The 22200-nt window shown below is 71.7% G+C and carries 21 protein-coding genes; 10 read left to right on the plus strand and 11 right to left on the minus strand.

The features are described 5' to 3' along the window. Positions 1–61: 61 nt before the first annotated feature. From ABD352_RS06775 to ABD352_RS06790, 4 genes are read right to left on the minus strand one after another with little or no spacing between them, the layout of a single operon-like run. Positions 62–634, minus strand: coding sequence for a GTP-binding protein (locus tag ABD352_RS06775; RefSeq protein WP_344611348.1), 573 nt, complete (start codon positions 632–634; stop codon positions 62–64). Continuing rightward, on the minus strand, positions 615–980 hold the full coding sequence (locus tag ABD352_RS06780; protein WP_425553490.1) for a DUF742 domain-containing protein: 366 nt from the start codon (positions 978–980) through the stop codon (positions 615–617). Before ABD352_RS06780 ends, ABD352_RS06775 begins: the two co-directional genes overlap by 20 nt. Positions 981–1015: 35 nt before the next feature. Beyond that, a complete protein-coding gene (locus tag ABD352_RS06785; protein WP_344611350.1) occupies positions 1016–1423 on the minus strand; it encodes a roadblock/LC7 domain-containing protein in 408 nt (135 codons plus the stop codon). Continuing rightward, the gene (locus ABD352_RS06790) at positions 1423–3879 is read right to left on the minus strand and encodes a sensor histidine kinase (RefSeq protein ID WP_344611351.1); all 2457 of its coding nucleotides are present in this window, start codon (positions 3877–3879) and stop codon (positions 1423–1425) included. The genes ABD352_RS06785 and ABD352_RS06790 overlap by 1 nt, the downstream gene beginning before the upstream one ends. Before the next feature lie 392 nt (positions 3880–4271). On the opposite strand from ABD352_RS06790, the gene ABD352_RS06795 reads away from it, so the two are divergent. The 5 genes from ABD352_RS06795 to ABD352_RS06815 all read left to right on the plus strand — a co-directional run bounded on the left by ABD352_RS06795 (position 4272) and on the right by ABD352_RS06815 (position 8899). Beyond that, positions 4272–5402: an ABC transporter substrate-binding protein gene (locus ABD352_RS06795; protein ID WP_344611352.1), complete on the plus strand. Its 1131-nt coding sequence runs from the start codon at positions 4272–4274 to the stop codon at positions 5400–5402. A 74-nt stretch (positions 5403–5476) separates the two neighbouring features. After that, positions 5477–6499, plus strand: a complete 1023-nt coding sequence (locus tag ABD352_RS06800; protein ID WP_344611353.1) for an ABC transporter substrate-binding protein — start codon at positions 5477–5479, stop codon at positions 6497–6499. Beyond that, a complete protein-coding gene (locus ABD352_RS06805; RefSeq protein ID WP_344611354.1) occupies positions 6496–7302 on the plus strand; it encodes a methyltransferase domain-containing protein in 807 nt (268 codons plus the stop codon). Before ABD352_RS06800 ends, ABD352_RS06805 begins: the two co-directional genes overlap by 4 nt. Then, a complete protein-coding gene (locus ABD352_RS06810; protein ID WP_344611355.1) occupies positions 7295–8074 on the plus strand; it encodes an ABC transporter permease in 780 nt (259 codons plus the stop codon). Before ABD352_RS06805 ends, ABD352_RS06810 begins: the two co-directional genes overlap by 8 nt. A gap of 15 nt (positions 8075–8089) precedes the next feature. Then, the gene (locus ABD352_RS06815; protein WP_344611356.1) at positions 8090–8899 is read left to right on the plus strand and encodes an ABC transporter ATP-binding protein; all 810 of its coding nucleotides are present in this window, start codon (positions 8090–8092) and stop codon (positions 8897–8899) included. A gap of 68 nt (positions 8900–8967) precedes the next feature. Here ABD352_RS06815 and ABD352_RS06820 read toward each other — a convergent pair whose 3' ends face one another. After that, positions 8968–11907: a M36 family metallopeptidase gene (locus tag ABD352_RS06820; protein WP_344611357.1), complete on the minus strand. Its 2940-nt coding sequence runs from the start codon at positions 11905–11907 to the stop codon at positions 8968–8970. A 543-nt stretch (positions 11908–12450) separates the two neighbouring features. After that, positions 12451–13539: a glycoside hydrolase domain-containing protein gene (locus ABD352_RS06825; protein WP_344611358.1), complete on the minus strand. Its 1089-nt coding sequence runs from the start codon at positions 13537–13539 to the stop codon at positions 12451–12453. On the opposite strand from ABD352_RS06825, the gene ABD352_RS06830 reads away from it, so the two are divergent. The 5 genes from ABD352_RS06830 (at position 13532) to ABD352_RS06850 (ending at position 16806) form a co-directional block, all read left to right on the plus strand. Further along, positions 13532–14227, plus strand: coding sequence for a DUF4185 domain-containing protein (locus ABD352_RS06830; protein WP_344611359.1), 696 nt, complete (start codon positions 13532–13534; stop codon positions 14225–14227). The two genes, ABD352_RS06825 and ABD352_RS06830, sit on opposite strands and share 8 nt — an antisense overlap. Before the next feature lie 13 nt (positions 14228–14240). Beyond that, a complete protein-coding gene (locus tag ABD352_RS06835) occupies positions 14241–15230 on the plus strand; it encodes a discoidin domain-containing protein (RefSeq protein ID WP_344611360.1) in 990 nt (329 codons plus the stop codon). After that, positions 15128–15646: a discoidin domain-containing protein gene (locus tag ABD352_RS06840; RefSeq protein WP_344611361.1), complete on the plus strand. Its 519-nt coding sequence runs from the start codon at positions 15128–15130 to the stop codon at positions 15644–15646. Before ABD352_RS06835 ends, ABD352_RS06840 begins: the two co-directional genes overlap by 103 nt. After that, positions 15643–15858: a fascin domain-containing protein gene (locus ABD352_RS06845; protein ID WP_344611362.1), complete on the plus strand. Its 216-nt coding sequence runs from the start codon at positions 15643–15645 to the stop codon at positions 15856–15858. Before ABD352_RS06840 ends, ABD352_RS06845 begins: the two co-directional genes overlap by 4 nt. Positions 15859–15930: 72 nt before the next feature. After that, the gene (locus tag ABD352_RS06850; RefSeq protein ID WP_344611363.1) at positions 15931–16806 is read left to right on the plus strand and encodes an LLM class flavin-dependent oxidoreductase; all 876 of its coding nucleotides are present in this window, start codon (positions 15931–15933) and stop codon (positions 16804–16806) included. Positions 16807–16854: 48 nt separating this feature from the next. Here the strand turns inward: ABD352_RS06850 and ABD352_RS06855 are convergent, their stop codons facing one another. From ABD352_RS06855 to ABD352_RS06875, 5 genes are all read right to left on the minus strand, one after another. After that, positions 16855–17250, minus strand: coding sequence for a DeoR family transcriptional regulator (locus ABD352_RS06855; protein WP_344611364.1), 396 nt, complete (start codon positions 17248–17250; stop codon positions 16855–16857). Between the two features lie 13 nt (positions 17251–17263). Then, complete coding sequence (locus ABD352_RS06860; RefSeq protein WP_344611365.1) at positions 17264–18757, minus strand: glycoside hydrolase family 36 protein; 1494 nt, start codon at positions 18755–18757, stop codon at positions 17264–17266. Between the two features lie 156 nt (positions 18758–18913). After that, positions 18914–20251: an ABC transporter substrate-binding protein gene (locus ABD352_RS06865; RefSeq protein WP_344611366.1), complete on the minus strand. Its 1338-nt coding sequence runs from the start codon at positions 20249–20251 to the stop codon at positions 18914–18916. Positions 20252–20270: 19 nt separating this feature from the next. After that, positions 20271–21152, minus strand: coding sequence for a carbohydrate ABC transporter permease (locus tag ABD352_RS06870; protein WP_344611367.1), 882 nt, complete (start codon positions 21150–21152; stop codon positions 20271–20273). 10 nt (positions 21153–21162) lie between these two features. Continuing rightward, positions 21163–22107, minus strand: a complete 945-nt coding sequence (locus tag ABD352_RS06875) for a carbohydrate ABC transporter permease (protein ID WP_344611378.1) — start codon at positions 22105–22107, stop codon at positions 21163–21165. Positions 22108–22200 lie beyond the last annotated feature (93 nt).

The following is a 22200-nucleotide window of genomic DNA, read 5'->3' on the forward strand; positions in this document are numbered from 1 at the left end:
GCACACACGTACGACAAAATCTCAACCGCATCCAACCCGGCCAACGTTTGCGGTCACAGCACTAGTGGGCGGTCAGCAGGGACAGCGCGTGCTCGGCGATGGTGACGAGCGTCTGCTTCACCGAGTCGCGGGAGCGCGCGTCGAACAGGGTCAGCGGCACGTGCCCGGCGATGGCGAGGGCCTGGCGGACCTCCTCCACGTCGTAGCGCGGCGCGCCGTCGAAGCAGTTGACCGCCGCGAGGTACGGCAGCCCCCGGTGCTCGAAGAAGTCGAGCGCCGCGAAGCTGTCCTGGATGCGGCGGGTGTCCACGACCACGACCGCGCCCAGCGCGCCGCGGATGAGCTCGTCCCACATGAACCAGAAGCGGGTCTGGCCGGGCGTGCCGAACAGATACAGGATCAGGTCCTCGGCGATGGTGATGCGGCCGAAGTCCATCGCGACCGTGGTCGTGTTCTTCTCCGGCACCGCGCCGGCGTCGTCGACCCCGACGCCGGCCGCGGTCATGACCGCCTCCGTGGTCAGCGGGGCTATCTCCGAGATGGCGCCGACGAGCGTGGTCTTGCCGGCGCCGAAGCCGCCCGCGATGAGGATCTTCACCGCGGTGATGCGGCGCTCAGAGGTTGCGGAGTCCAATGAGAACCCTTTCCAGTATGTTGACCCGCTCCGCCGTGTCGCCCGCCTCGAGCGGCTCGTGCAGAGTCAGGATCCCTTCGGTGATCATGTCTGCCACCAGCACCCGGGCCACCCCGAGCGGCACGCTCAGCCGGGCCGCGATCTCGGCCAGCGACTGCGCGCGGTCGTTGCAGAAGCTCGCGATGAGCTGCCGGTCGCGGCCGGCGTAGCGGCTCGCCTCCACGCCCTGCCGCATGGTCAGCAGCACGGCCTCGATGGCGATCTCGTGGGTCGGCTCCGTCCGGCCGCGGGTCATCGCGTACGGGCGCACGAGCGCGCCGCGCGGGTCGTCCTCGCCGCCCTGCACCATCGCCGCCGCCCCTCAGCCCCTCGCCGCGGTCGCTACCGGGCCACGGTCTCGCGCGGGGGCGCGGTCAGCGACTGGCCGACCCGCTCGACCAGCAGCGCCATCTCGTAGCCGACGTGCCCGACGTCGCAGTGTCGGGCGGCGAGCACGACGAGCGAGGAGCCGTCGCTGATCGCCATGAGGATCAGGTAGCCCGCCTCCATGTGCACGATCGTCTGCTGCACCTTGCCGCCGTCGAAGTGCCGGGACGCGCCGTGGGTCAGGCTGACCAGCCCGGCCGTGATCGAGGCGAGCTGCTCGGCCCGCTCGGGCGGCAGGTCGCCGGTGGCGGCCAGCAGCAGGCCGTCGGACGAGACGGCGATGACGTGCGCGACCCCCTCGAGCGGCTGGGCGAAGCTGTCGAGCAGCCAGCTCAGGTTCTCCAATGCGCCGGACCCCGTCATCAGCGATTCTCCTCCGTTGCCTGGGCGTGGTTCGAGGCGGCCGTGCCGGCCTGGCGTCCACGCTGGACACCCCGCTGGTACGACGACAGCAGGCCACGCAGCTCCTCGGCGCTGGGCCGGTTGAGCTTGGCCGGTCGGGCGGGCACGCCGCCGGGCACGAGCTGGGCCTGCGGCTGGCGGATGGGCAGCCCGGAGCGGGTGCTCCCGTCGGTCGGGGGGTGCTGCGCCGCGGCGGCGGCGCGCCAGCCGTCGTCGGCCCGGGTGCGCCAGTGGTCGGGCACCTCCTCGGCCGGCGGCATGGGCGGCGCCGTCGGCTGGGGCGCGGGCGGCGGCCCGCCCAGCGCGGTGTGGCCGTGCTCGTGGAACCAGGTGGCCTCGATCTCGCGGAAGATCGGAAGCTCCGTCGTGTCGTCGTCCACCGCGACGGGCGCCACGAGATCGGCCCATCGGTCGGTGGGAGGCGCCGCCTCCATCAGCGCCGCGCCCGGGCGGCGCCGGGGCGGCAGCGCGGCCGGCCGCTCCTCGCGCGGCAGGATGAGCACCCCGGCGGGCAGCACGATCTCGGCGACGGTCCCGCCGCCGACGTTGCCGCGCAGCTGCACGGTGATGTGGTTGCGGGCGGCGAGGCGGCCGACGACCGCGATGCCCATCAGCCGGAACGCGCCGATGTCGACCGGCGCCGGTTCGGCCAGCCGGCGGTTGAAGTCGGCCAGGACGTCGGGGGCGATGCCGAGCCCGCGGTCCTCGATGCGCACCACCGTGCGGTCGCCGAGGCGCTGCCCGCCCATCACCACCGGGGCGTGCGGCGGCGAGAACCGGGTGGCGTTGTCCATGAGCTCGGCCAGCAGCCGCACCACGTCGTTGACCGCCCGGGCGGCGACGTGGACCTCGTCGTCGACGTGGGCGAACTCGATGCGCTCGTAGAGCTCGATCTCGGACTGGGCGGCGCGCATGACGTCGAGCAGCGGCGCGTCCTGGCGGCGCGGCGGCGCGGTGTCGGCGCCGGCCAGCACGAGGACGTTCTCGTCGTTGCGGCGCATGCGGGTGGCGAGGTGGTCCAGCGCGAACAGCTGGGCCAGCCGCTTCGGGTCCTCCTCGCCGCGCTCGATCCGGTCGAGCTGGCCGATCATCCGGTCGACCAGGGTCTGGCTGCGCCGGGCCAGGCCGAGGAACATGGCCGAGACGCTGTTGCGCAGCACGGCCTGCTCGGCCGCGACCCGGACCGCCTCGCGGTGGACGGTGTCGAAGGCCCGCACCACCTCGCCGATCTCGTCCCTCTGCGCGGCCCCGGCCGGGGCCCGGACCTGGCCGGCGATCTCCTGCGGCGAGCCCTCCCGCAGCGCACCGGCGTCGCGCAGCCGGCTCACCAGCGCCGGCAGGTCCTGCTGGGCCACGGTGAGCGCGGTCTGGCGTAGCTGCCGCAGCGAGCGGATCATCGAGCGGGCGGTGATCAGGGCGAGGCCGATCACCACGGCCAGCACGAGCAGCACGACGGCCGACTCCACGACCACCTGGCGGCGCACCTGCGCGCCGATGGCGGCGGCGTCGCCGGCGAGCGCGTCGTCGAGCCGCTCCTCGGTCCAGCGCATGAGGTCGTTGACCGCGCCGAACACGGCCACCGCGTCGTCGGCGCTGACCGGGGGCGGCTGGCCGACCGAGCGCTGCAGCGCGCCGGTCATGTCGTCGGCCATCTGAGTGGCGTCGCCGGCGATGGTGGCCTCGACGATCTGGCGCTGCCGGACGCTGGCCGACAGCGAGAAGGCGACGAACGCCTCCTGCTGCCCGGTGAGGGTGGCCAGCAGCGACGAAAGCTGGTGTGCGTCGATCGGCCCCGTCTTCAGCGCCGCGTAGGCGATCGCCTCCTGCTGCGACATCTGCGCCTTGGCCTTGGAGAAGGCGGCGGCCGCGCGCAGCTCGTCGGCGAGGGCCGGGTCGGTGCTCACCTGGGCGACGGCCTCGCGGTAGGCGACCAGGTCGTCGACGACGACGCCGTAGCGGACCAGGACCTCGGCGACCGACACGCCGGGGCGGCCGGCGACGTCCTTGCGGATCGCGGCGAGCGAGTCGAGCTGGTCGTCGATGCGGTCGAGCCGCTCACGCACGGCGCCGGGCACGTCACCGAGGGAGTCCCGGCGCCCGGTGTAGTTCGCCACCGCGCCGTCCGTGCGCACGATCTGGCGGTTGTAGGCCTCCGGCGTGGCGGCGGTCGAGGACAGCAGGGCCGCGGCCGCCATCCGCTCCAGGTGCACCTGCTGGGCCAGCGCGGACACGTCGGCGGAGAGCCGGGTCAGGGCGCCGACCCGCTCGGCGTCGCCCGCCCGCCGGCCGGCGTCGCCGAGGCGGAACGCGGCCAGCGTCACGATCGCCAGGATCGGGATCAGCAGGATCAGCCCGAGCTTGGACCGGATCCGGGCATTGGCCAGCCGGGGCAGGCCGATGCGAAACGGTGCGGGCATACAGGATCTCCGCGGTTGGTCGCCTATGACGGTCCCGGCGCATGCGACGCGCGGGATGCAACGGTCGGGCAGGTGCTCCGCCCCCGGGCGGCCCGGGGCGAAGGACAGGGCATTTCACCACGAACGAGACTACCGACGAAAGCCCCTGGCGTCCGACCGCACCCAGCGATGCCTGACGATCAACTTAATCTCCAGGACATTTACCGACGACACTGAGTAAAGGCATCCCATTCGCGTAGGTACTGTACCGGACGGCCCGGCATGCGATTCAGCAAGGGGGCCGGATCGCGTAATTCGAACCTCTTGACCGACCTGGTCCGAGTTGGCAAGGTGTTGGGCGCAAACTTCGACCGGGGGGAATCGACGTGCCGCGGTGGCGCAATCTTGCGGCGATGCTGGCGGTCGCACTGACAGCATCGACGGGATGCACGGACGCCAATGCCGGTAACGACGCCGACGTGGTCGTGGCGGCGAGCCTGGAGCTTTCCGGGAACGCGGCCGACCTCGGGGTGGCCTACCAGCGGGCGCTGGAGCTGCGGGCGGCGCAGATCAACGCCAGCGGGCTGCTGGGCCGGCGCCGGGTCACGGTGAGGTTCCAGGACAACCGCGGCGACCCCGCCATCGCGTCGAGCCAGATCACCGCGTTCACCGAGGACCCGTCGGTGGTCGCGATCGTCACCGGCGCGTGCGCCGAGTGCACGATCGGGGCGGCCGAGCGGATCGACGCCCGCCGCAAGCCGACCATCGCGCTGTCGCCGGTCGCGGAGGTGAGCGCGCCGGTCTCGCAGCGGCGGTACATCTTCCGCCTGGCTCCCAACGCGGACGACAACGCCGTCGTGCTCGGCCGCGAGCTGGGCCGGGCCGGGCAGCGCAGGCTCGCCTTCCTGTCCAGCGACGACGCCTACGGCCGGGGCGGCACCGACGCGCTGACCAGGGAGGCCGGCAAGATCGGGGCCAAGGTGGTGGCGCACGCGCAGTACGCGCCGTCCGACGCCGACCTCGGCCACGCGGCCCGCGCGGCGCTGGCCGGCAACCCGGACGCGGTCGTCGTCTGGGGCTACCCGCCGCAGGCCGCGCTCGCGGTCGCGGCGCTGCGCGGCGACGGCTACCACGGCCAGGTGTACCTCGACGCCGACGCGGCCGGGGACCTCTTCCTCGGCGGCCCAGCGGCGAACACCGACGGCACGGCGCTCGTCTTCATCCAGACGCTCGCCATCGACGACGTCATCGCGACCACCCCCGCGAAGGCGGCCCGGCGGCAGTGGTTCCAGGACTACACGTCGCACTACGGGACGTACCACGGCCACGCCTCCTTCGCCGCCGACGCCCTGCAGCTCGTCGCGAACGCGGTGGCGCGCTCCGGATCGATCGACGGCGAGACGCTTCGGGCCCGGCTGGAAACGTCGCAGATCGACGGCCTGAGTGGCCCCATTCGATTTACCCCCAACAATCATTCGGGTTTCATGCCGCAGGCGCTCACGATGCTCGAGGCACGGGCCGGCCGATGGCGGCTTGCCGGATAGCACGAACGTTCGAATCGCGGCGGACATCGGCCGCCGAATACACACGTCCGGACATGAGAAACGGGAGAATGGCGATGAGGCGTTATCGTGCGCTGCTCGCAGGCGTGCTCGCCGTGGCGCTGATCGGCGCGGCGGCGGGCTGCTCGGATTCCACGGCGGAGCCCGCCGCGGCCGGCGGGGACTCCGCGAAGACGGACAAGGTCACGTACCTGACGGCGTTCGGCGCGGTCGGCCGCGACGCGTTCGCCTGGGTGGCGCAGGAGAAGGGCTACTTCAAGGAGGCCGGCCTCGACGTCACCATCCAGCTCGGCGCGGCCACCGGCGAGAACCTCAAGGGCCTCGCCGCCGGTCAGGCCCAGTTCGCCAACCTGGACCTGATCGGCGCCTGGATCCTCGCGGGCAAGGGCGACTACAAGGACTTCCGCACCATCGCCGCGATCCACCAGCAGTCGCTGGTCTCCATCGTGGCGCTCGAGGGGGCGGGCATCACCTCGCCCAAGGACCTCGAGGGCAAGAAGGTCGGCGCGGCCACCGGCTCGGTGAACCAGCTGCTGTTCCCGGCCTACGCCAAGCTGGCCGGCATCGACCCGGCCAAGATCCAGTGGGTCAACGCGCAGCCGCCCCAGCTGCCCGCCCTGCTGGCCGGCGGCCAGGTGCAGGCGCTGAGCACGTTCCTGATCGGCACCAAGGGCATCGAGAAGGCGGCCGGCGGCAAGAAGACCGTCGTGCTGCCCTACAGCAAGTACCTCGGCGACCTGTACGGCAACGGCATCATCACCACCGCGAGGATCGCCAAGGAGAACCCGGACCTCGCCCGCCGGTTCCGCGACGCCTCGCTCAAGGCGCTGAAGTACACCATCGAGCACCCGGACGAGGCCGCCCAGATCCTCAAGAAGGCGCAGCCCGCCGCGGACGTCACCGCCGCGGTCGGCGAGATCACGCTCATGACGCCGTACGTCGGCTCCGGCGGCACGCTCGGCAGCATGGACGAGGAGCGGGTCGCCCGGGCGATCGCCACCCTGCAGGCCGGCGGCCTGATCCCGGCCGGGCTCACCCCGGACGCGGTCGTCGACTTCGGCCTCACCCCGAAGGCGTGACCGTGACTGCGGCCATCGATCCCGTGTCGCGGTACTCCTTCGACAACGACGACCCGGAGTCCGTCGGGCGGCACAGCCACCTGTCGGACATCCTGGACGGCCTCACCTTCCGGCGCCTCGCCGCCGTGGGTGACCTGGCCGGGAAGCGCTGCCTCGAGGTCGGCGCCGGCGGCGGCAGCGTCGCCCGGTGGATGGCCGAGCAGGGCGGCGACGTGCTGGCCACCGACCTCAACGTGCGGCACCTGCCGGTCGGCGCCGGCTTCCGGGTGCTGCGCCACGACCTGGTGACCGAGCCGGTGCCGGACGGTCCGTGGGATCTCATCCACGCCCGGCTGGTCCTGCTGCACATCCCCCAGCGCGAGGCGGTCCTGGCCCGGCTCGCGGCCTCCCTCGCGCCGGGCGGGGCGATCGTGATCGAGGACTGGGCGACCGAGTTCGGCCGCCTGTGCCTGTCCGCCCCCGACGCCGAGACCGCCGGGATCATCGAGCACTACCGCGACCTGCTGGTGAACACCGTGCTCCCGGCCCGGGGCAACGACCCGACCTGGGCCGCGAGCGTGCACGAGCGGATGGTCGGGCTCGGGCTGGAGGCGCAGACGGTGATCGAGGCCGAGTCGTGGCCCGGCGGCAGCCCCGGCGCGCTGCTCATCGCGGTCAACGTGGCCCAGCTGCGCGACGACTTCGTGGCCGCGGGCTTCACCGAGGAGCACATCCAGCGCCTGTACGCCGCCGTGCGCGACCCTCGGCTGGTCGTGCGCGGCCACTTCACCTACTCGACCCTCGGCCGGCGCCCGCATGCCTGACGAAGAGCGCGCCGCGCCCCGCTGGACCGGCCCCGTGCTGCCCCTGGCCGGTGCCGCCGTGGCCGTCGGCCTGTGGTGGGGCGCGACCGCGCTCTTCGGCATCCGGGCGTTCTTCCTGCCCGCTCCCCCGGACATCGTCGCGGCGTTCCGCGCGCAGCCCGGGTACCTGCTGCGGGAGACGTGGGCGACGCTGCGGGAGACGGCGCTGGGGTTCGTCCTCGCGGTGGCGGCCGGGCTGCTGCTGGCCATGCTGCTCACCGCGTCGCGGGCCGTCGAGCGGGCCACGCTGCCGCTCATCGTCGCGCTCAACTCGATCCCGAAGGTCGCGCTCGCGCCGCTGCTGATCGTCTGGCTCGGCTACGGCCCGGCCCCGAAGATCGTGATGATCGTGCTCATCGCCTTCTTCCCGGTCGTGGTGGCCGCGGTCGCCGGGCTGACCTCCACCCCGGCCGACCTCGGCGAGCTGGCCGCGTCGCTGACCGCGTCGTGGTGGCAGGCGTACCTCAAGGTGCGCCTGCCCTGGGCGCTGCCGCAGGTGTTCGTGGGGCTCAAGCTCGGCATCTCGCTGGCCGTCATCGGCGCCGTGGTCGCCGAGATCAGCAGCCCGAACGGCGGGCTCGGCGCGGTCATCGTGCTGTCCGGCAGCTCGCTGGACACCCCGCTCGCGTTCGCCGCCATCGCGCTGCTGGCGGTGCTGAGCATCGTGCTGTTCTACCTCGTCGTGGGCCTGGAGCGGCTGCTGCTGCCCTGGGCGCGGGCGATCTCCGGGTAGGCGAGGGAGGGTCTCGTGATCGAGCTGACCGGGGTGTCCCGGACGTTTCGCACCCGGGCCGGGGACATCGAGGCGCTGCGGGCGATCGACCTGACCGTCGCCGAGGGCGAGTTCCTGGCGGTCATCGGCCGCTCCGGCTGCGGCAAGTCCACGCTGCTGCGGCTCGTGGCCGGGCTGCTGCGCCCGACCGAGGGCCGGGTCAGCGTCGGCGGCGCCCCGGTCGCCAGGCCGAGGCGGGACGTCGCCCTGATGTTCCAGCGCCCGGCGCTGCTGCCGTGGCGCTCGGTGCTCGGCAACGTGCTGCTGCCGCTGGAGATCCACGGCCAGGCCCACCGAATCAAGCAGAGCGCCGGCGAGCGGGAGCGGGCCCGCGCCCTGCTGGACTCGGTCGGCCTGGCCGGCTTCCACAAGCGTCTGCCACACGAGCTGTCCGGCGGCATGCAGCAGCGGGTGGCGTTGTGCCGGGCGCTGGTGCAGCGGCCGCGGGTGCTGCTCATGGACGAGCCGTTCTCCGCCCTCGACGCGTTGACCCGGGAGGAGCTCGCCGGGCAGCTGCAGCAGGTGCACATGGAGGTGCGGCCGACGACGATCTTCGTCACCCACTCGATCCAGGAGGCCGTGCTGCTCGCCGACCGGGTCGCCGTGCTCGGCGCGCGGCCGGGCCGGGTGCGGCGCATCATCGCCGTGGACATCCCCCGGCCGCGCTCGTTCGGCCACAACGCCCACCTGGCCGACGTCACGGCCCGCGTCGCCGAGCTCACCGACCTGCTGCACGCCACGGACGCGCCGATGAAGGCCCTGCTGGACTCCGGCCCGGCCGGCTGACCGCCTGGTCATACAAGCGGGCCCCGCCGGACGATGCCGACGGGGCCCTGAACGGTGTTGCTTGTTGCCTACTGCTCCGGCGTGATGTTGCCGCTGGCGCCGAAGACCTGCACCTCAGCGATGCGGACCTCGTTGCGGTACGGGCTGTTGGTAGCGCAGTCCGTGTTCGCCCGCGGGTCGTTGTCCTGCTCACCGGCGTAGAACGGGTTGCCGGTGCACTGGCTCGACAGCACGACCACACGCACGTGCGTGGCCAGCGTCGGGTGGATGTTGAAGGTGCGCAGGTTCAGCTGCGGCGCCACCGGGCGCCAGGCGCCACCCGGGAAGGCGTCGTCGGCGCTGCGGTACGCCTCCTTGTAGCTCGAGTCCTTGCTGCAGTCGGCCTTCGTGGCGTCGCAGGTGAGGACCGCGAACGAGCGCAGGGCGCTGAACCGGTTCTGGTTCGCCGACGGGGAGTCGACGTCGCCCTTGAGAGCCGGGCGCAGCATGGCGCTGACGTTGAGCGACTGGACGTTGACCGGCTTGTTACCGGCCAGGGCGATCGTGACCGTCTTGCCGGCCACGCCGTTCTGCGACGCCCAGTTGGTGCCCTCGGTCTCGTCGTTGATCTTGTCGAGGTTGACGCCGTCACCCGTCGCCACAGCACCCAGAGCCGCCGATGCCACGTTCTGCGGCAGCTTGAGCTTCAGGTCCTGCTTGCCCGGCTTGAAGGTGGCGGTGAACTTCTGGCTGCCCCAGCCCTTGCCGTTGACCACGAAGTGGAACTCGGTGTTGGGCAGGATCTCGAACGTGTCCGGCAGCGGCGTCGACGGGTCAGTGTCGGCCACCGGGACCGACCGCGCCTCGTAGTCACCGACGTACAGCGTGACGTTCGCGCCGGCGGAACCGGCCATCGGCCGCAGGGTCACGGTCGCGTTGTTGGCGTACGGCGAGTGGAAGCTCGGCGTCGGGTCGGTGTCCGACGGAGCGCCCGTCGCGCCCTCACCCAGACCGGACTCGGCAAAGCCCTTCCAGATGATGTCCTGGTTGGCCCCGCCGAAGCGGACCAGGTCGGCGGCCAGCATGTTGTCGCGCATGCTGGTCATGGTGGCGCCGCTGGCCGCCTGCAGCACGAACGAGTCGAACATCAGCTGGATCCAGCGCCGGTTGCCGGCGCAGGACGCCACGTCGACGAGGCCGTCGGCGCACTTCTGCTGCAGCTCGGGGGTGCCCAGGCCGTAGCGGTTGACGAACTCCTTGCGGACGCGCAGGTTCGTGGCGACCCAGATCTCGCCGTCGGCGTGGACCTCGGGGCCGACCAGGTCGAAGCCGAAGTCCGAGTAGTTCAGCGGGCTCTTGCTGGCGTCGTAGTCGCGGATGCCCTCGTGGACGTTGCCCGTGACGTAGGCGCCGGTGACGAACTCGGTGTCGCCCGGAGCGCGCAGGCCGTTCTCGTACAGGTACTCGGCGGCGACCAGGTCGCTCCACGCCTCGCCCATCGAGCCACCCTGCGTGCCGGTGATCCCGTTGTTCGGGCCGGCGATCATGCGGTTGGTGATCGCGTGGGTGTACTCGTGACCGATGACGGTCATGTCGTAGTCGCCGTCAACGCACGGCGGGTACGCCGAGCCGGCCACCGGCTGCCACAGGTACATGTTGGTGGTCGACGTCGCGCCGTCGCGGCCGGTGCTCTGGTTGGCGTTGTTCCGGCTGCCGCTCAGGGCGCCGGACTGCGCGCGACCCTGCTCGGGGTCGTTGCCCAGGCCGCCCGGCTTGTTGTTGACGACCTGCATGTTCCACGTGGCCTCGGTGAAGCCGAGGTTGTAGCTGAAGTCGTGCATCGCGTTGTGCATGCCGAACAGGTTCGACACCGCCGCGTCCGCGTCGTTGCGCGTCGCCGAGGTGAACACGTCCGGGTTGCACTTGGACTCGTGCCACTGGTCGGTGAACGCGTAGTTGTAGTTGCGGTCCGTCTTGGTGGCCGCCGGGAAGGCCGCCACGCCACCGCCCCACGACACCAGGTTGTTGGCCGAGTTGCCCGACGAGGTGAACGTCGGCTGACCGGTGAGCTGGTTGACGTCCCAGGCCTTGCCCGAGGAGGCGTCGCTCACGGTCTTGACGCAGTTGATCGCCGGGGTGAAGCACCAGGTCACGCGCGAGTCGGTGCCCGGGGTGACCTTCTGCGGCGCGGTCGTCGGGAAGACGGCCCAGGTCGGGTTGTCGGAGTCGAAGTCGACCATGTCCTCACGGATGAGGATCTCGCCGGTGCGCGCGTCGACGAAGGTCGAGTAGGCGGTGGGGTTGTCGGCGTCGCTCGATACCAGCGTCACCTGGTACGCGGCGCGCGGCCCGCCCTCCGGGGTGGGCACGGCGACCTCCAGCACGTCGGGCGCGCTGATCTGGCCGGCCGTGAGCCCGGCGTCGGCCAGGGCCGCGGTGACGGCGTCGGAGACCGACAGCGTCGCCGGCTCCGGCGCGGTGGTGTCGCGCGAGAGCGACGACGTGACCCGGACGACATTGCCCTCGTTGAGCAGGATCGACACGAGACCGTCGTGACCGGCCGGCAGGTTGCCGAAGCGCTGCCGCAGCTGCACAACGGTGCCGGTGCCGAGCGGCTGGACGAGGAGCGGCTCCATCGCATCGACGGCCGAGGCGTCGAGCTCGTACAGCTCCTGGTTGTCCAGCAGGTACTTGCGGGCGGCGGCGACCGGGTCGCCGGTCAGGCCGGTGGCCAGGGCCTTGTCCGGGCCGACGGCCTCGGGCTCGCCGAGGGAGTTCCAGCGGACCTTCGCGGCACCGACACGGTCGGCGGCCGCCTTCTGCTTCGCGGAAGGCGCCTTGCCACCGCGGCGGTTGTCGACGTCACGCTTGCCGTGCTCGTCGACCTCATGGGCTTTTCCGGGGTTGGGCTTGGGATCGGCAGCGGCGGGCGCGGCGGTCACCGCGCTCGTCGCCACGACGGCGGCGGCAGTGAACGCGGCTAGCGTCCTGCCCCGCCAGCGCCTGGGGTTCCACCCAGATGTGCGCACGATCGGTTCTCCTCTTGCTAGATGGGGGCGCTTGTTGCTCCTTGGGGGGGCGCCAAGTGGATCTCATAGGGCCTATCACGGCCCGGCGGAGGCACACCAGGCTGCGCGGATTCGAATCCACAATGGACAGAAGGTGGCGTTCCGCTCACGACGCGTTGCCGTTGCGGCGCTTCGGGTGACAACGGGCAAATCGATCAAGGGTCTTGCCCTGCGATTTACCGGCACTTCCGGACATGGCGAGATATAGGTGAATGTTCACCAGCCGCGATCTGCGACAATTCGGTGCACAGAACCGCTCAACGGACACCAGCTCGCGCCGCAATGCATCATGCTACCTGGCTGATCGGCACCTGTCGGTGCTGGTGAGCGCCCTTGATACGACGGATTGCCGACGCGCTTCCGGGACGGCCCTGACGGTCCTCCACGTGACCGGAGCAGGAACCGGAACAGGAAGGGCGGGACAGCGATGGACCCGAAACTGGCCCAGCAGCTGACGCCGCGCCGGGGCCGCGGTCGTGCCGCGGCCCCGGGACGGCCGAAGGGTCAGCCGAGCAGCTGCCACTCGGCGAGCTGGGTCTCGGCGGCGCCGTGGTTGGCGGTGATCTGGAGGCGGTAGCGGGAATACGACGCCGTGCCGGGGACCACGAAGGCCCTCGTCTGGCGGCGGTCGGCGAAGTCGACGTTCGTGCGGGTGTCGATGGTGGTCCAGGTGACCCCGTCGTTGGAGGCCTGGAGGGTCCAGTTCTTCGGGTCGCGGCCGGGGACGTCGTCGGCCGAGGTGAGGGTGTACTGCTTGATCGTCACCGCCGACGCGAGCTGGTCCGTCAGCGTGGCCGTCGCGGCGAACGTCAGCCACTTCGTCATCGACGTGTCGTCGGTCAGCTTGTCCCGCGCCTCGCCCGGGCCGTTCTCGCCGCTGGCCGTGAGCGTGCCCCCGGTGGCCTTGTCGGTGAGCCGGGCCGGGGCGGCGGTGCCGCTGGTGATCGACGGCGGGACGTCGTTCGCCCCCGTGCCCCACGACGACGGGCTCGCGCCCATCGTGAAGCTCAGGGTGCCGCCGGCCAGCAGGTCGGCGTGGGCCAGGTAGTTCTTCGTGTAGGCCGTGCCGTTCAGCGCGGCGCTCTGGATGTAGCGGTTGGTGTCGCTCACGCCGGGCGCGTTCACCACAAGGGTGTGCCCGTTCTCCAGGCTGATGGTGGCCTTCGAGAACAGCGGCGCGCCGATGGTGTAGTCGGTGCTGCCCATCCGGGCCGGGTGGAAGCCCATGGCGGAGAAGACGTACCAGGCCGACATCTCGCCGTTGAACGTGACCATCTGGTCGGCGGTCGCGCCCTCGATGCGCACCTTGCCGAGCACCGTGTCCCACTGGGCCTGGGCCTGGGCCTCGTCGCGCACGGTGTCCAGCGACTTGCCGCCGACCTCCTGGCTCAGGTTGGCCGCGGCCTGGGCGACGCTCATCCACGAGGTGCTGATGCGCAGGGTGACCTGCTGGTTGGCGCCGGTGGCGAAGCGGACCCAGCCGGTGCCGCCCCCGCCGGAGGCGGCGATGGCGGTGTCGACGGTGGCCGAGAAGTACAGCTTCCCGCCCTTGTGGTCGGCGTAGCCGGAGATCGTGCGGCCGGCCGTGTCCACCGTGAACGACCCGGAGGCGCTGTCGATGACGTCGAAATGGTTCCTCAAGAACGACCGCGGCGGGTCCGGCTGCCACTGCATCGTGGGCGCCGGGGTGGCCACGGTGACCGCCGACGCGAGCGGCGCCCGGGCCACCCGGGCCGGCACCGGCGTCATGTGGAACGGCGCGACGGAGCCGCACTGGGGCGACGTCGGCGTCACCTACAACCCGCGCGACGCCAAGGTCTACGTCTACGGTTACGGCCCGGCCGGCCCGACGGAGTCCAGCGTCTTCCTGGCCCGCGTCCCCGCCGCCCGCGCGACGGACGTGACCGCCTACGAGTACTGGGACCAGTCCCGCCGGGCCTGGCAGACCCAGCGCCTGACCAACCCGACCCAGGCCCAGGCGCTGTTCGCCAACCGCGAGCTCGGCCAGTCCAACGCGTTCTGGAGCAACTACTACAACACCTGGATGTTCGTGGCCGGGGCCAACGTCGGCTACACGGACATCATGGTGATGACCGCGCCGAACCTGGAAGGCCCGTGGACGAAGGCCTTCACCGTCGCGTCCACCTGCCCGGACAACCAGTGCAGCGCGATCCGCTACGCCATCGCGCCGCACCCGGAGTACGACCCGACCGGCCGCACCCTGCTGGTCACCTGGACCGACTCGAACGTCATCTACTCCGCGCGCCTGCACTGGCGCTGAACTTAGGACGGTCATGAGCATCACGCGGCGGGCGTTCCTCACCACGAACGCCACCCTGCTCGCGGGCATCGCCCTGGACGCGGCGGTCCCGGCTCCGGCCGGGGCCGCCCCGAGCGGGACCGATCTCGCCCTCTACCGGCCGGTAAGGGCATCCTCGACGGCCTACGCGCCCACCCCCGCCACGTTCGCCACCGACGGGCTCTACGAGGTGGGCGTGCGCGGCTCCGGCTGGCGCGCCGGGGCCGCCACCGATCCACAGTGGATCGAGGTCGACCTGCAGGCCCCGTGCGGCATCGAGGCGCTCGTCATCACGTTCGAGGCCAGGCCGGGCGACCCCGAGTTCACCTCCGGCGGGGCCAGCGACGTGAACCCGCGGGCCGGCACGACCGGGTTCGAGATCCTGTCGGCCTACCCGACCACCTACGACGTCTCGGTCTCCGCCGACGGCACGAACTACACCCAGGTGTACCGCACGACGGCCGGCACCGGCGGGGTCGCCACCATCACGCTGAGCACCCCGGCGACCGGGCGCTACGTGCGGCTGACCGCGAGCGACCGGGCCAACCACAACCCGCTCGGGATCAACGGCATCCAGGTGTACGGCACCGCCCCGAGCCACCCCGCGGTGACCGGCTGGACCGACTTCGGCGTGCACACCACCCCGCCGCCGGCGCTCACGGTCGCGGCCGACGGGACCGTGCCGCTGGAGTCCGGCTGGGCGCTCACCTACGACGCCCGGGTCGGCTCGGCCACCGGCGCCACGCTGGCCCGCACCGGCGTCGACACGTCGGCGTGGCTGCCCGCGACGGTCCCCGGCACAGCGCCCGCCCCGGCACCGACGTGGCCCGGGGCCGCCCGGCCACCGCCTCCTCCACCGACGGCGCCGACCACGGCCCGCAGATGGCCGTCGACGGCGACCCGTCCACCCGCTGGTCGTCGAGCTACAGCGACAACCAGTGGATCCAGGTCGACCTCGGCGCCGGCGCCACCTTCGACGGCGTGACCATCGTGTGGGAGACCGCGTTCGCCTCCGAGCTGCGCGTCCTGGTCTCCGGCGACGGCACCACCTTCCGCCAGGCGGCCGCGGTCAGCAACGGCGCCACCCCGCTGCGGATCGTCGTCAACAACGTGCCGGTGTTCTGCCGCGGCGGCGCGTGGGGCTGGGACGAGCTGCTGCGCCGGGCGATGCCGGACCGGCTGCCGGCCGCCGTCGCGCTGCACAAGGACATCGGCTTCAACATGATCCGGGCGTGGCTGGGCTCGGTGACCCGCGAGGAGCTCTACGACCGCTGCGACGCCGCCGGCATCATGGTGTCGTCGCCGACCGGCCGGCCGCCTCGACGTGGGAGCAGTTCGACCGCATCGACCTGGGCGGCGGGCGCGTCGCGCTGCGCTCCCACGCCAACAACCGCTACGTGACCGTGCCGTCCGGCGCCGGCCTGCCGCTGATCGCCTCGGGCACCGCCGTCGGCACCGCCGAGACGTTCGACCTCATCACCAACGCCGACGGCAGCGTCTCCCTGCGCGCCGCCGCCAGCGGCCGGTACGTCTGCGCCGACAACTTCGGCCTCAACCCGCTGACCGCCACCAAGACCGCCATCTCCACCTGGGAATCGTTCGATCTGCTCTGACACACAGCGCGCAGCAGGGTTTGCGGCGCGTCACGTGAACGGCGTCCGGCCGGACGCACGTAGGATCGCGCGGTGCGCATCGGTGTCCTGCTGCTTCCGGCCGACCCGTGGGCCCAGTCGGTGCGGCGGGCGCGGCACCTCGAGGCGCTCGGCTTCCACCACCTGTGGACCTACGATCACCTCTCCTGGCGGCGGTACCGCGACCAGCCCTGGCACGCCGCGATCCCCTGGCTCACCGGGCTGGCCGGGGTCACCGAGCGGGTCGGGCTGGGCACGATGGTCACCTCCCCCAACTTCCGCCACCCGGTCACGCTGGCCAAGGAGGCGATGACGCTCGACCACGTGAGCGCGGGCCGGCTGATCCTCGGCGTCGGGGCCGGCGGCACCGGCTTCGACGCCACCGTCCTCGGCGGCGAGCCGCCCTCGCCGCGGGAGCGGGCCGACCGGTTCGCCGAGTTCGTCGAGATGCTCGACGGGCTGCTCGGCGCGCCGTCCTTCAGCCACCGCGGCCGGTTCTACGCCGCCGAGGAGGCCCGCATGATCCCCGGCAGCGTCCAGCGTCCCCGCCTGCCGCTGGCGATCGCGGCGGCCGGGCCGAGGGCGCTGGACCTGACCGCCCGGCTCGGCGACGCCTGGATCACCTACGGCGACCCGGGCGCCGAGGACCAGTCGGCCGCGGCGACGGAGGCGGCCGTGCGCCGGCAGGCGGAGCGGCTGGACGAGCGGTGCGCCGCGCTCGGCCGGGACCCGGGGAGCCTGCGGCGGTACTTCCTCATCGGCAACACCGACGAGCGCCCCCTGGCCAGCGCCGACGCGTTCGAGGACTTCGCCGGCCGGTACGCCGGGCTCGGCTTCACCGACCTCGTCTTCCACGACCCGCGCCCTGGCGACCCCGTCTTCACCGAGGACCCCGCCGTCGTCGACGCGATCGCCGAGCGGCTGCTCTGAGCAGCACCGACTCCCGAGCCCGGCCACGACGGGCCAGCCGGCTCACCCTCAAGGGCGAGCACGTGTGCCAGGAGGTGTGGGTGGGCGGAGCCCCCCACCTGGAGCGGAGCGACGGCTAGCACTCCGCAGCCGCTCGCACGCGCTCAGAGCCTGGTGCAGCCCGTTCTCCACGGCGCCGAGGTCGTGGCGCTCCAGGGCGTTGCGGACCCGGACCAGGTACGCGGCCAGCAGCCGAGCCTCCGCCGGCGGCCCGGCCGGGCGGGTGGCGCCGCCGCGGACCCGGGCCAGGGCGCCCTTCGTGGCCAGCCGGGCCAGGTCGCGGTGCGTCGTGGCCATCGAGGCGCCGGTCTCGGCCTGCACCTCGGTGAGGGTGACGAACTCCCGCCGGGCCAGCAGCTCGATGATGCGCTGCTGCCGCACGGCCGGCAGCATGGGTGTCTCCATGGTGCTCCCACCGTCAAGAGATCGGATACAGCTGTTCCCCGGTGTCGGCGGCGACCGCGGGGCCGAAGTCGACCTCCCGGCCGTCGACCGCGAACCGGTAGCGGCCCAGCCGGCGCACGGCCGGCTTGGCCTCCAGGTAGTCGCGCAGCTGCTCGAGCTCGGCCGGGGTCAGCCAGCTCGGCGGGTCGGAGACGGCCCGGAAGCCGCACACGTCGGCCAGGTCGCGCAGCCACTGCAGCTGCTGCGGGGTGAGCAGGTTGAGCTTGCTGCGGAAGTAGATGACGTCCGGGTCGACCTCGACCAGCGGGGACTGCCAGAGGCGGTGGACGCTGTTGACGACCGCGTTGCGGGCGGTGGCGTCCGACGGGTCCACGGAGGCGTAGTTGTCCCACATGGGCGCCACGTCCGGGCCGCTGCGCAGGCCGTCGAGCAGGCCGAGCGAGGGCAGCAGGATGGCGCCCGAGCCCAGGAGGTACACCTCTTCCCCGGCCGCAAGGCGGATGACCTCCAGCGCCTCCCGGTAGATGCGCTCGCGGTCGCGGCCGGGCAGGTACGCGGCGGCGGCGTTGATGAAGTCGAGCTTGAGGTAGCCGAAGCCCCACTCGTGCACGACCGTGCGCACCATCTCGGCGACGTGTGCGCGGGCGTCCTCGCGGGCCATGTCGAGGGCGTAGTACGGGCCGCCCCAGTTGTAGCCGGCCACCACGAGGTTGCCGGCCGGGTCGCGCAGCAGCAGCTCCGGGTGCTGCGTGGCCAGCCGCGAGTCGGGCAGCGCGATGAACGGGGCCAGCCACAGGCCGGGGGTGAAGCCGGCGTCGGCGATGCGGTCCGCGATGGCCCGCATGCCACTGGGGAACTTGGCGTTGGGCTGCCAGTCGCCGACCCGCTCCTCCCAGCCGTCGTCGATCTGCACGACGTCGAAGGGCAGGCCGGTCAGGTCGGCGACGTCCTTGGTCAGCTGGGCCTCGGCGACGTTCTCGTAGTACGCGTACCAGCTGCACCAGACGTTGCCGGCCCGGCGGCGGCCGGTGCCGAAGCGGGCGGCGAGCTCGTCGGCGTAGGCCCGGAACACCTCCTCCTCGGCACCGTAGGCGAGGAACCAGTCGGCCCCGCCGGTGGCGTACCAGCCGGTGAGGGTGTCGCGGTCGGCGGTGAGCCGGGCCGTGTCCAGGCCCAGCGCGCCGAGGAGAAGGGTGGCGCCGTCGGGGGCCTGCAGCGCGGCCACGGCCGAGCCGTGGTGGCGGCCCGGGTCGTCGAACGCGGGGTCGTCCGCGGTGACGAGCCGGGTCGGGTTGGGGATGCGCAGCGGCGGCTCGCTGAGCCGGCGCCAGCCGCAGGGGCTCCACGAGTTCTGCCCGTGCCGGTAGAAGGAGGCGTCGCCGAGCCCGTGCAGGAGCGCGACCCGGCCCGGGGGCAGCAGCATGCCGCCCGGTGCGGGGCGCGGCGTGCCGTCGCCGGAGTGCTGGAGAGCGAAGCGGCGTCCGCCGAGCTCGACGACCTGTGCCATGGTTCTCCTTACGAAGTTGCGAGGTGACGAAGTCGCGACGTCGACGAGGTCACTACGGTGACGAGGTCACGACGGTGACGAGGTCACGACGGTGACGAGGCCGCGACGGTGACGAGGCCGCGACGGTGACGAGGCCGCGAAGTGCCGCCGGGGCGGCTACTTGAACAGCGCGTTGACCTGGTCGTTGGCCTTCTTCAGGGCGTCGGCCGGGGAGGACTGGCCGAGGATCGCGCCCTGCAGGGCGTCCTGGACGATCTGGGAGATCTCGTTGCCGTGGTCGGTGACCGGCAGGAAGAACGTGCCGCCGGAGGCCGAGGCCTCGTCGGTGAAGACGTGCACGTCGCGGCCGGCCGCCTTGTGCGCGGCGAGGGCCTTCTCGCTGGCCGACTTGATGGCCGGGAAGACGACCGCCTTCTCGCCCACGATGTCCTGGCAGGCGGACGAGCCGAGGAACTTCACCCAGGCCCAGGCCTCGTTCGGGTGCTTGGTGCCGGCGTAGATCGCGTCCGAGAGGCCGTTGATCGGCGTCTTGCGCCCGTTCGGGCCCTGCGGCAGCGGCGCGAAGGCGTACTTCTGCTTCGCCCCGTCACCGAGGTAGGAGTTGATCGTCCAGGAGCCGACGATGGTGTACGCCCCCTGGCCCGCGTCCATCACGGCGTCGCGGCTGAGGGTGGACTGCTTGTCGAACTTCGGGGCGTAGCCCGCGTCCATGATGTGCTTGAACCAGGTGATGGTCGCGGCGAGCTTCGGGTCGTCGTAGTTGTAGTGGGTGCCCCACGGGTTCTTGTCGGTGAACGTGAAGCCGTTGGAGACGGCCAGGTCGCCCCAGCCGTTCTGGCCCTGCGCGCCGTCGGCCCACTCCGGCAGGAAGCCGTAGACCTTCACGTGGGCCTTGTCGAAGGCCGGGTCCAGGCCGTTCTTGCCGTTGGCGTCGACGGTGGCCTTGGCGATGGCCTGCTCGAAGGTGCCGCCGTCGGCCGGGTTCCAGGTGAGCTTGTCCAGGCCGGTGGCGTCGGTGACGTACTTGGTGTTGTAGACCAGGGCCATCGTGTCCCAGTCCTTCGGCAGCCCGTAGCGCTTGCCGTCCTTGACGAACAGGTCGGCCAGGCCCCCCTGGTACTGGCTCAGGTCGACCTTGTCCTTGTCGGCGTACGGCTGGATGTCCAGGATCTGGTTGCTGGCGACGAACTGCGGGTAGTACGAGGCGTGGTCGGTCCAGACGTCAGGGGCCGAGCCGCTGGCGAGCTGGGTGGTGAGGTTCTGCCAGTACTGCGCCCACGCCGTCTGCGAGATCTTGACCGTGATGTTCGGGTTGGCCTTGCTGAACTCGTCGGCGCAGGCCTGGTAGGCGGGCTGCTGCTTGTCGTCCCACAGCCAGTAGTTGAGAGTGACCTTGCCGCCGCCGGCGGCGTCGTCGGTGCCCGAGCAGGCGGCCAGCGGTAGGGCGAGCGCCGCGGCGGTCAGCACCGCCGCCGTGCGGGATGTTCTCAACACGGGGGTGTCCCTTCAGGGTCTACTTGATGCCGGTGAAATTGAGGGATTGCACCAGCCGCTTGCCCAGGAAGATGAGCAGCGCGAGGACGGGCAGGACGGACAGCGTGGAGGCGGCCATGAGTCCGGTCCAGTCCGGCTGGGTGTTCGGGGACTGCTGGAGAAACACCCCGAGCGCCACGGTGAGCACCCGGGTCTGCTCCCCGCGGCCGACGAGCAGCGGCCACAGGAAGTCCTTCCACGCCCACACCGAGGTGGTGAGCGCGATCGTGATGAGCGGCCCGCGGCTCATCGGCATGACGACCCGCCAGAAGATGCCCCAGCGCCCGGCGCCGTCGATCGTCGCCGCCTCCTCCACCTCGTGCGGGATGGACAGGAAGAACTGGCGCAGGAAGAACACCGCGAACGGGGTCATCAGCAGGGTCGGCGCGACCATGCCGAGGAAGTTGTCGATGAGCCCGAGGCTCTTCACCAGGGTGAAGTTGGGCAGCAGCGTGAAGATGGGCGGGACCATCAGCGCCGCGATGAGCACGCCGAAGAGCAGGTCCCGGCCGGGGAAGCGCAGCCGGGCGAAGGCGTAGCCGGCCAGGGCGCAGCAGAAGGTCTGCACGGTCGCGATGAGCGCGCAGTAGACGATGGAGTTCAGGGTGTACCGCAGGAAGTCGATCTGCGCCCCGGAGCCCCCGGCCTTGCGCGCGGTGTCGGCGTCGACGAGCCCGAGGACCCGCCAGAAGTTGATCATCGTGGGATGGGACGGCACCAGGGCGCCGGCGTCGGCGTAGATGTCGGCGTCGGGGGTGAGCGCGGTGCGCACCATCCAGTAGAACGGCGCGATCGTGAGCACCAGGAACGCGATCAGGACGGTCCAGGCCAGCAGCCGGCCCGGGCGGAAGCGGCGGGTCATCGCGGCCCTCTCAGGTCAGGTCGGATCGGGAGGCGCGAAGCAGCCACATCTGCACGGCGGTCAGCGCGCCGAGGATGACCACGAGCACCATCGCGGCCGCCGAGGCGTAGCCCATGTGGAAGTACCGGAACGCCTGCTCGTAGATGTAGAAGTAGATGACCCGGGTCGCGCCGGCCGGGTCGCCCTTGGTCGTGACGGCCACGGTGTCGAAGATCTGGAACGAGCCGATCAGCGACACCACGAGCACCAGGGCCAGGATCGGGCGCAGCAGCGGCAGCGTGATCCGCCGGAACATCCGCCACTCCCCCGCGCCGTCCAGCGCCGCGCTCTCGTAGAGGTGCCCCGGGATCTGCAGCATGCCCGCGTAGAGCAGCAGGGCGGTGTATCCGGTGTACGCCCACGTGTTCATGAGCCCGACCGACGGCAGCGCCCAGGTCGGGGAGTTCAGGAACGCCGTCTTCGAGAACCCCAGGCCCATCAGCAGGTGGTTGACGAAGCCGAGGTCGGCGTCGAGCAGCCACCGCCACACCAGCGCGACGGTCACGTTCGGCACCAGCCAGGGCAGCAGCATCGTGGCCCGCACGACGACGCTGCGGGTCAGCCGGTGCATGAGCGCGGCCAGCACGAGCGCGAGCAGCGTCTGCGAGCCGATGTTGATGACCACGTAGTAGGCGGTCACCTTCAGCGCGTTGAAGAACTGCTCGTCGCCGAACAGGTGCGAGTAGTTGTCGGCGCCGACGAACTTCGGGGTGTTGAGCAGGCTGTAGTCGGTGAACGAGTACCAGACCCCGCGGACGGTCGGGTACAGGTAGAACACCGCGAATCCGATGAGCACCGGCGCCAGGAACAGCCAGGCGACCCGCCGGTCGTCCCGGGCACGGCGGCGCGGCGGCGCGTCCGCCCCGTCGGGCGGATCCGGCACCGACATGGCGGACACCGCAACGGCGTTACGCATCGTCACGATCCGACCTCGTTTCATCGATCGAAGATCTTCGAGTTTTGTGTCTTGCGGCGAGGGGTGGGCGGCCGCTAATAATGATGAAGCTCA

The organism is Dactylosporangium salmoneum, from assembly GCF_039532525.1.
In the GTDB taxonomy this organism is placed as follows: Bacteria; Actinomycetota; Actinomycetes; order Mycobacteriales; family Micromonosporaceae; genus Dactylosporangium; species Dactylosporangium salmoneum.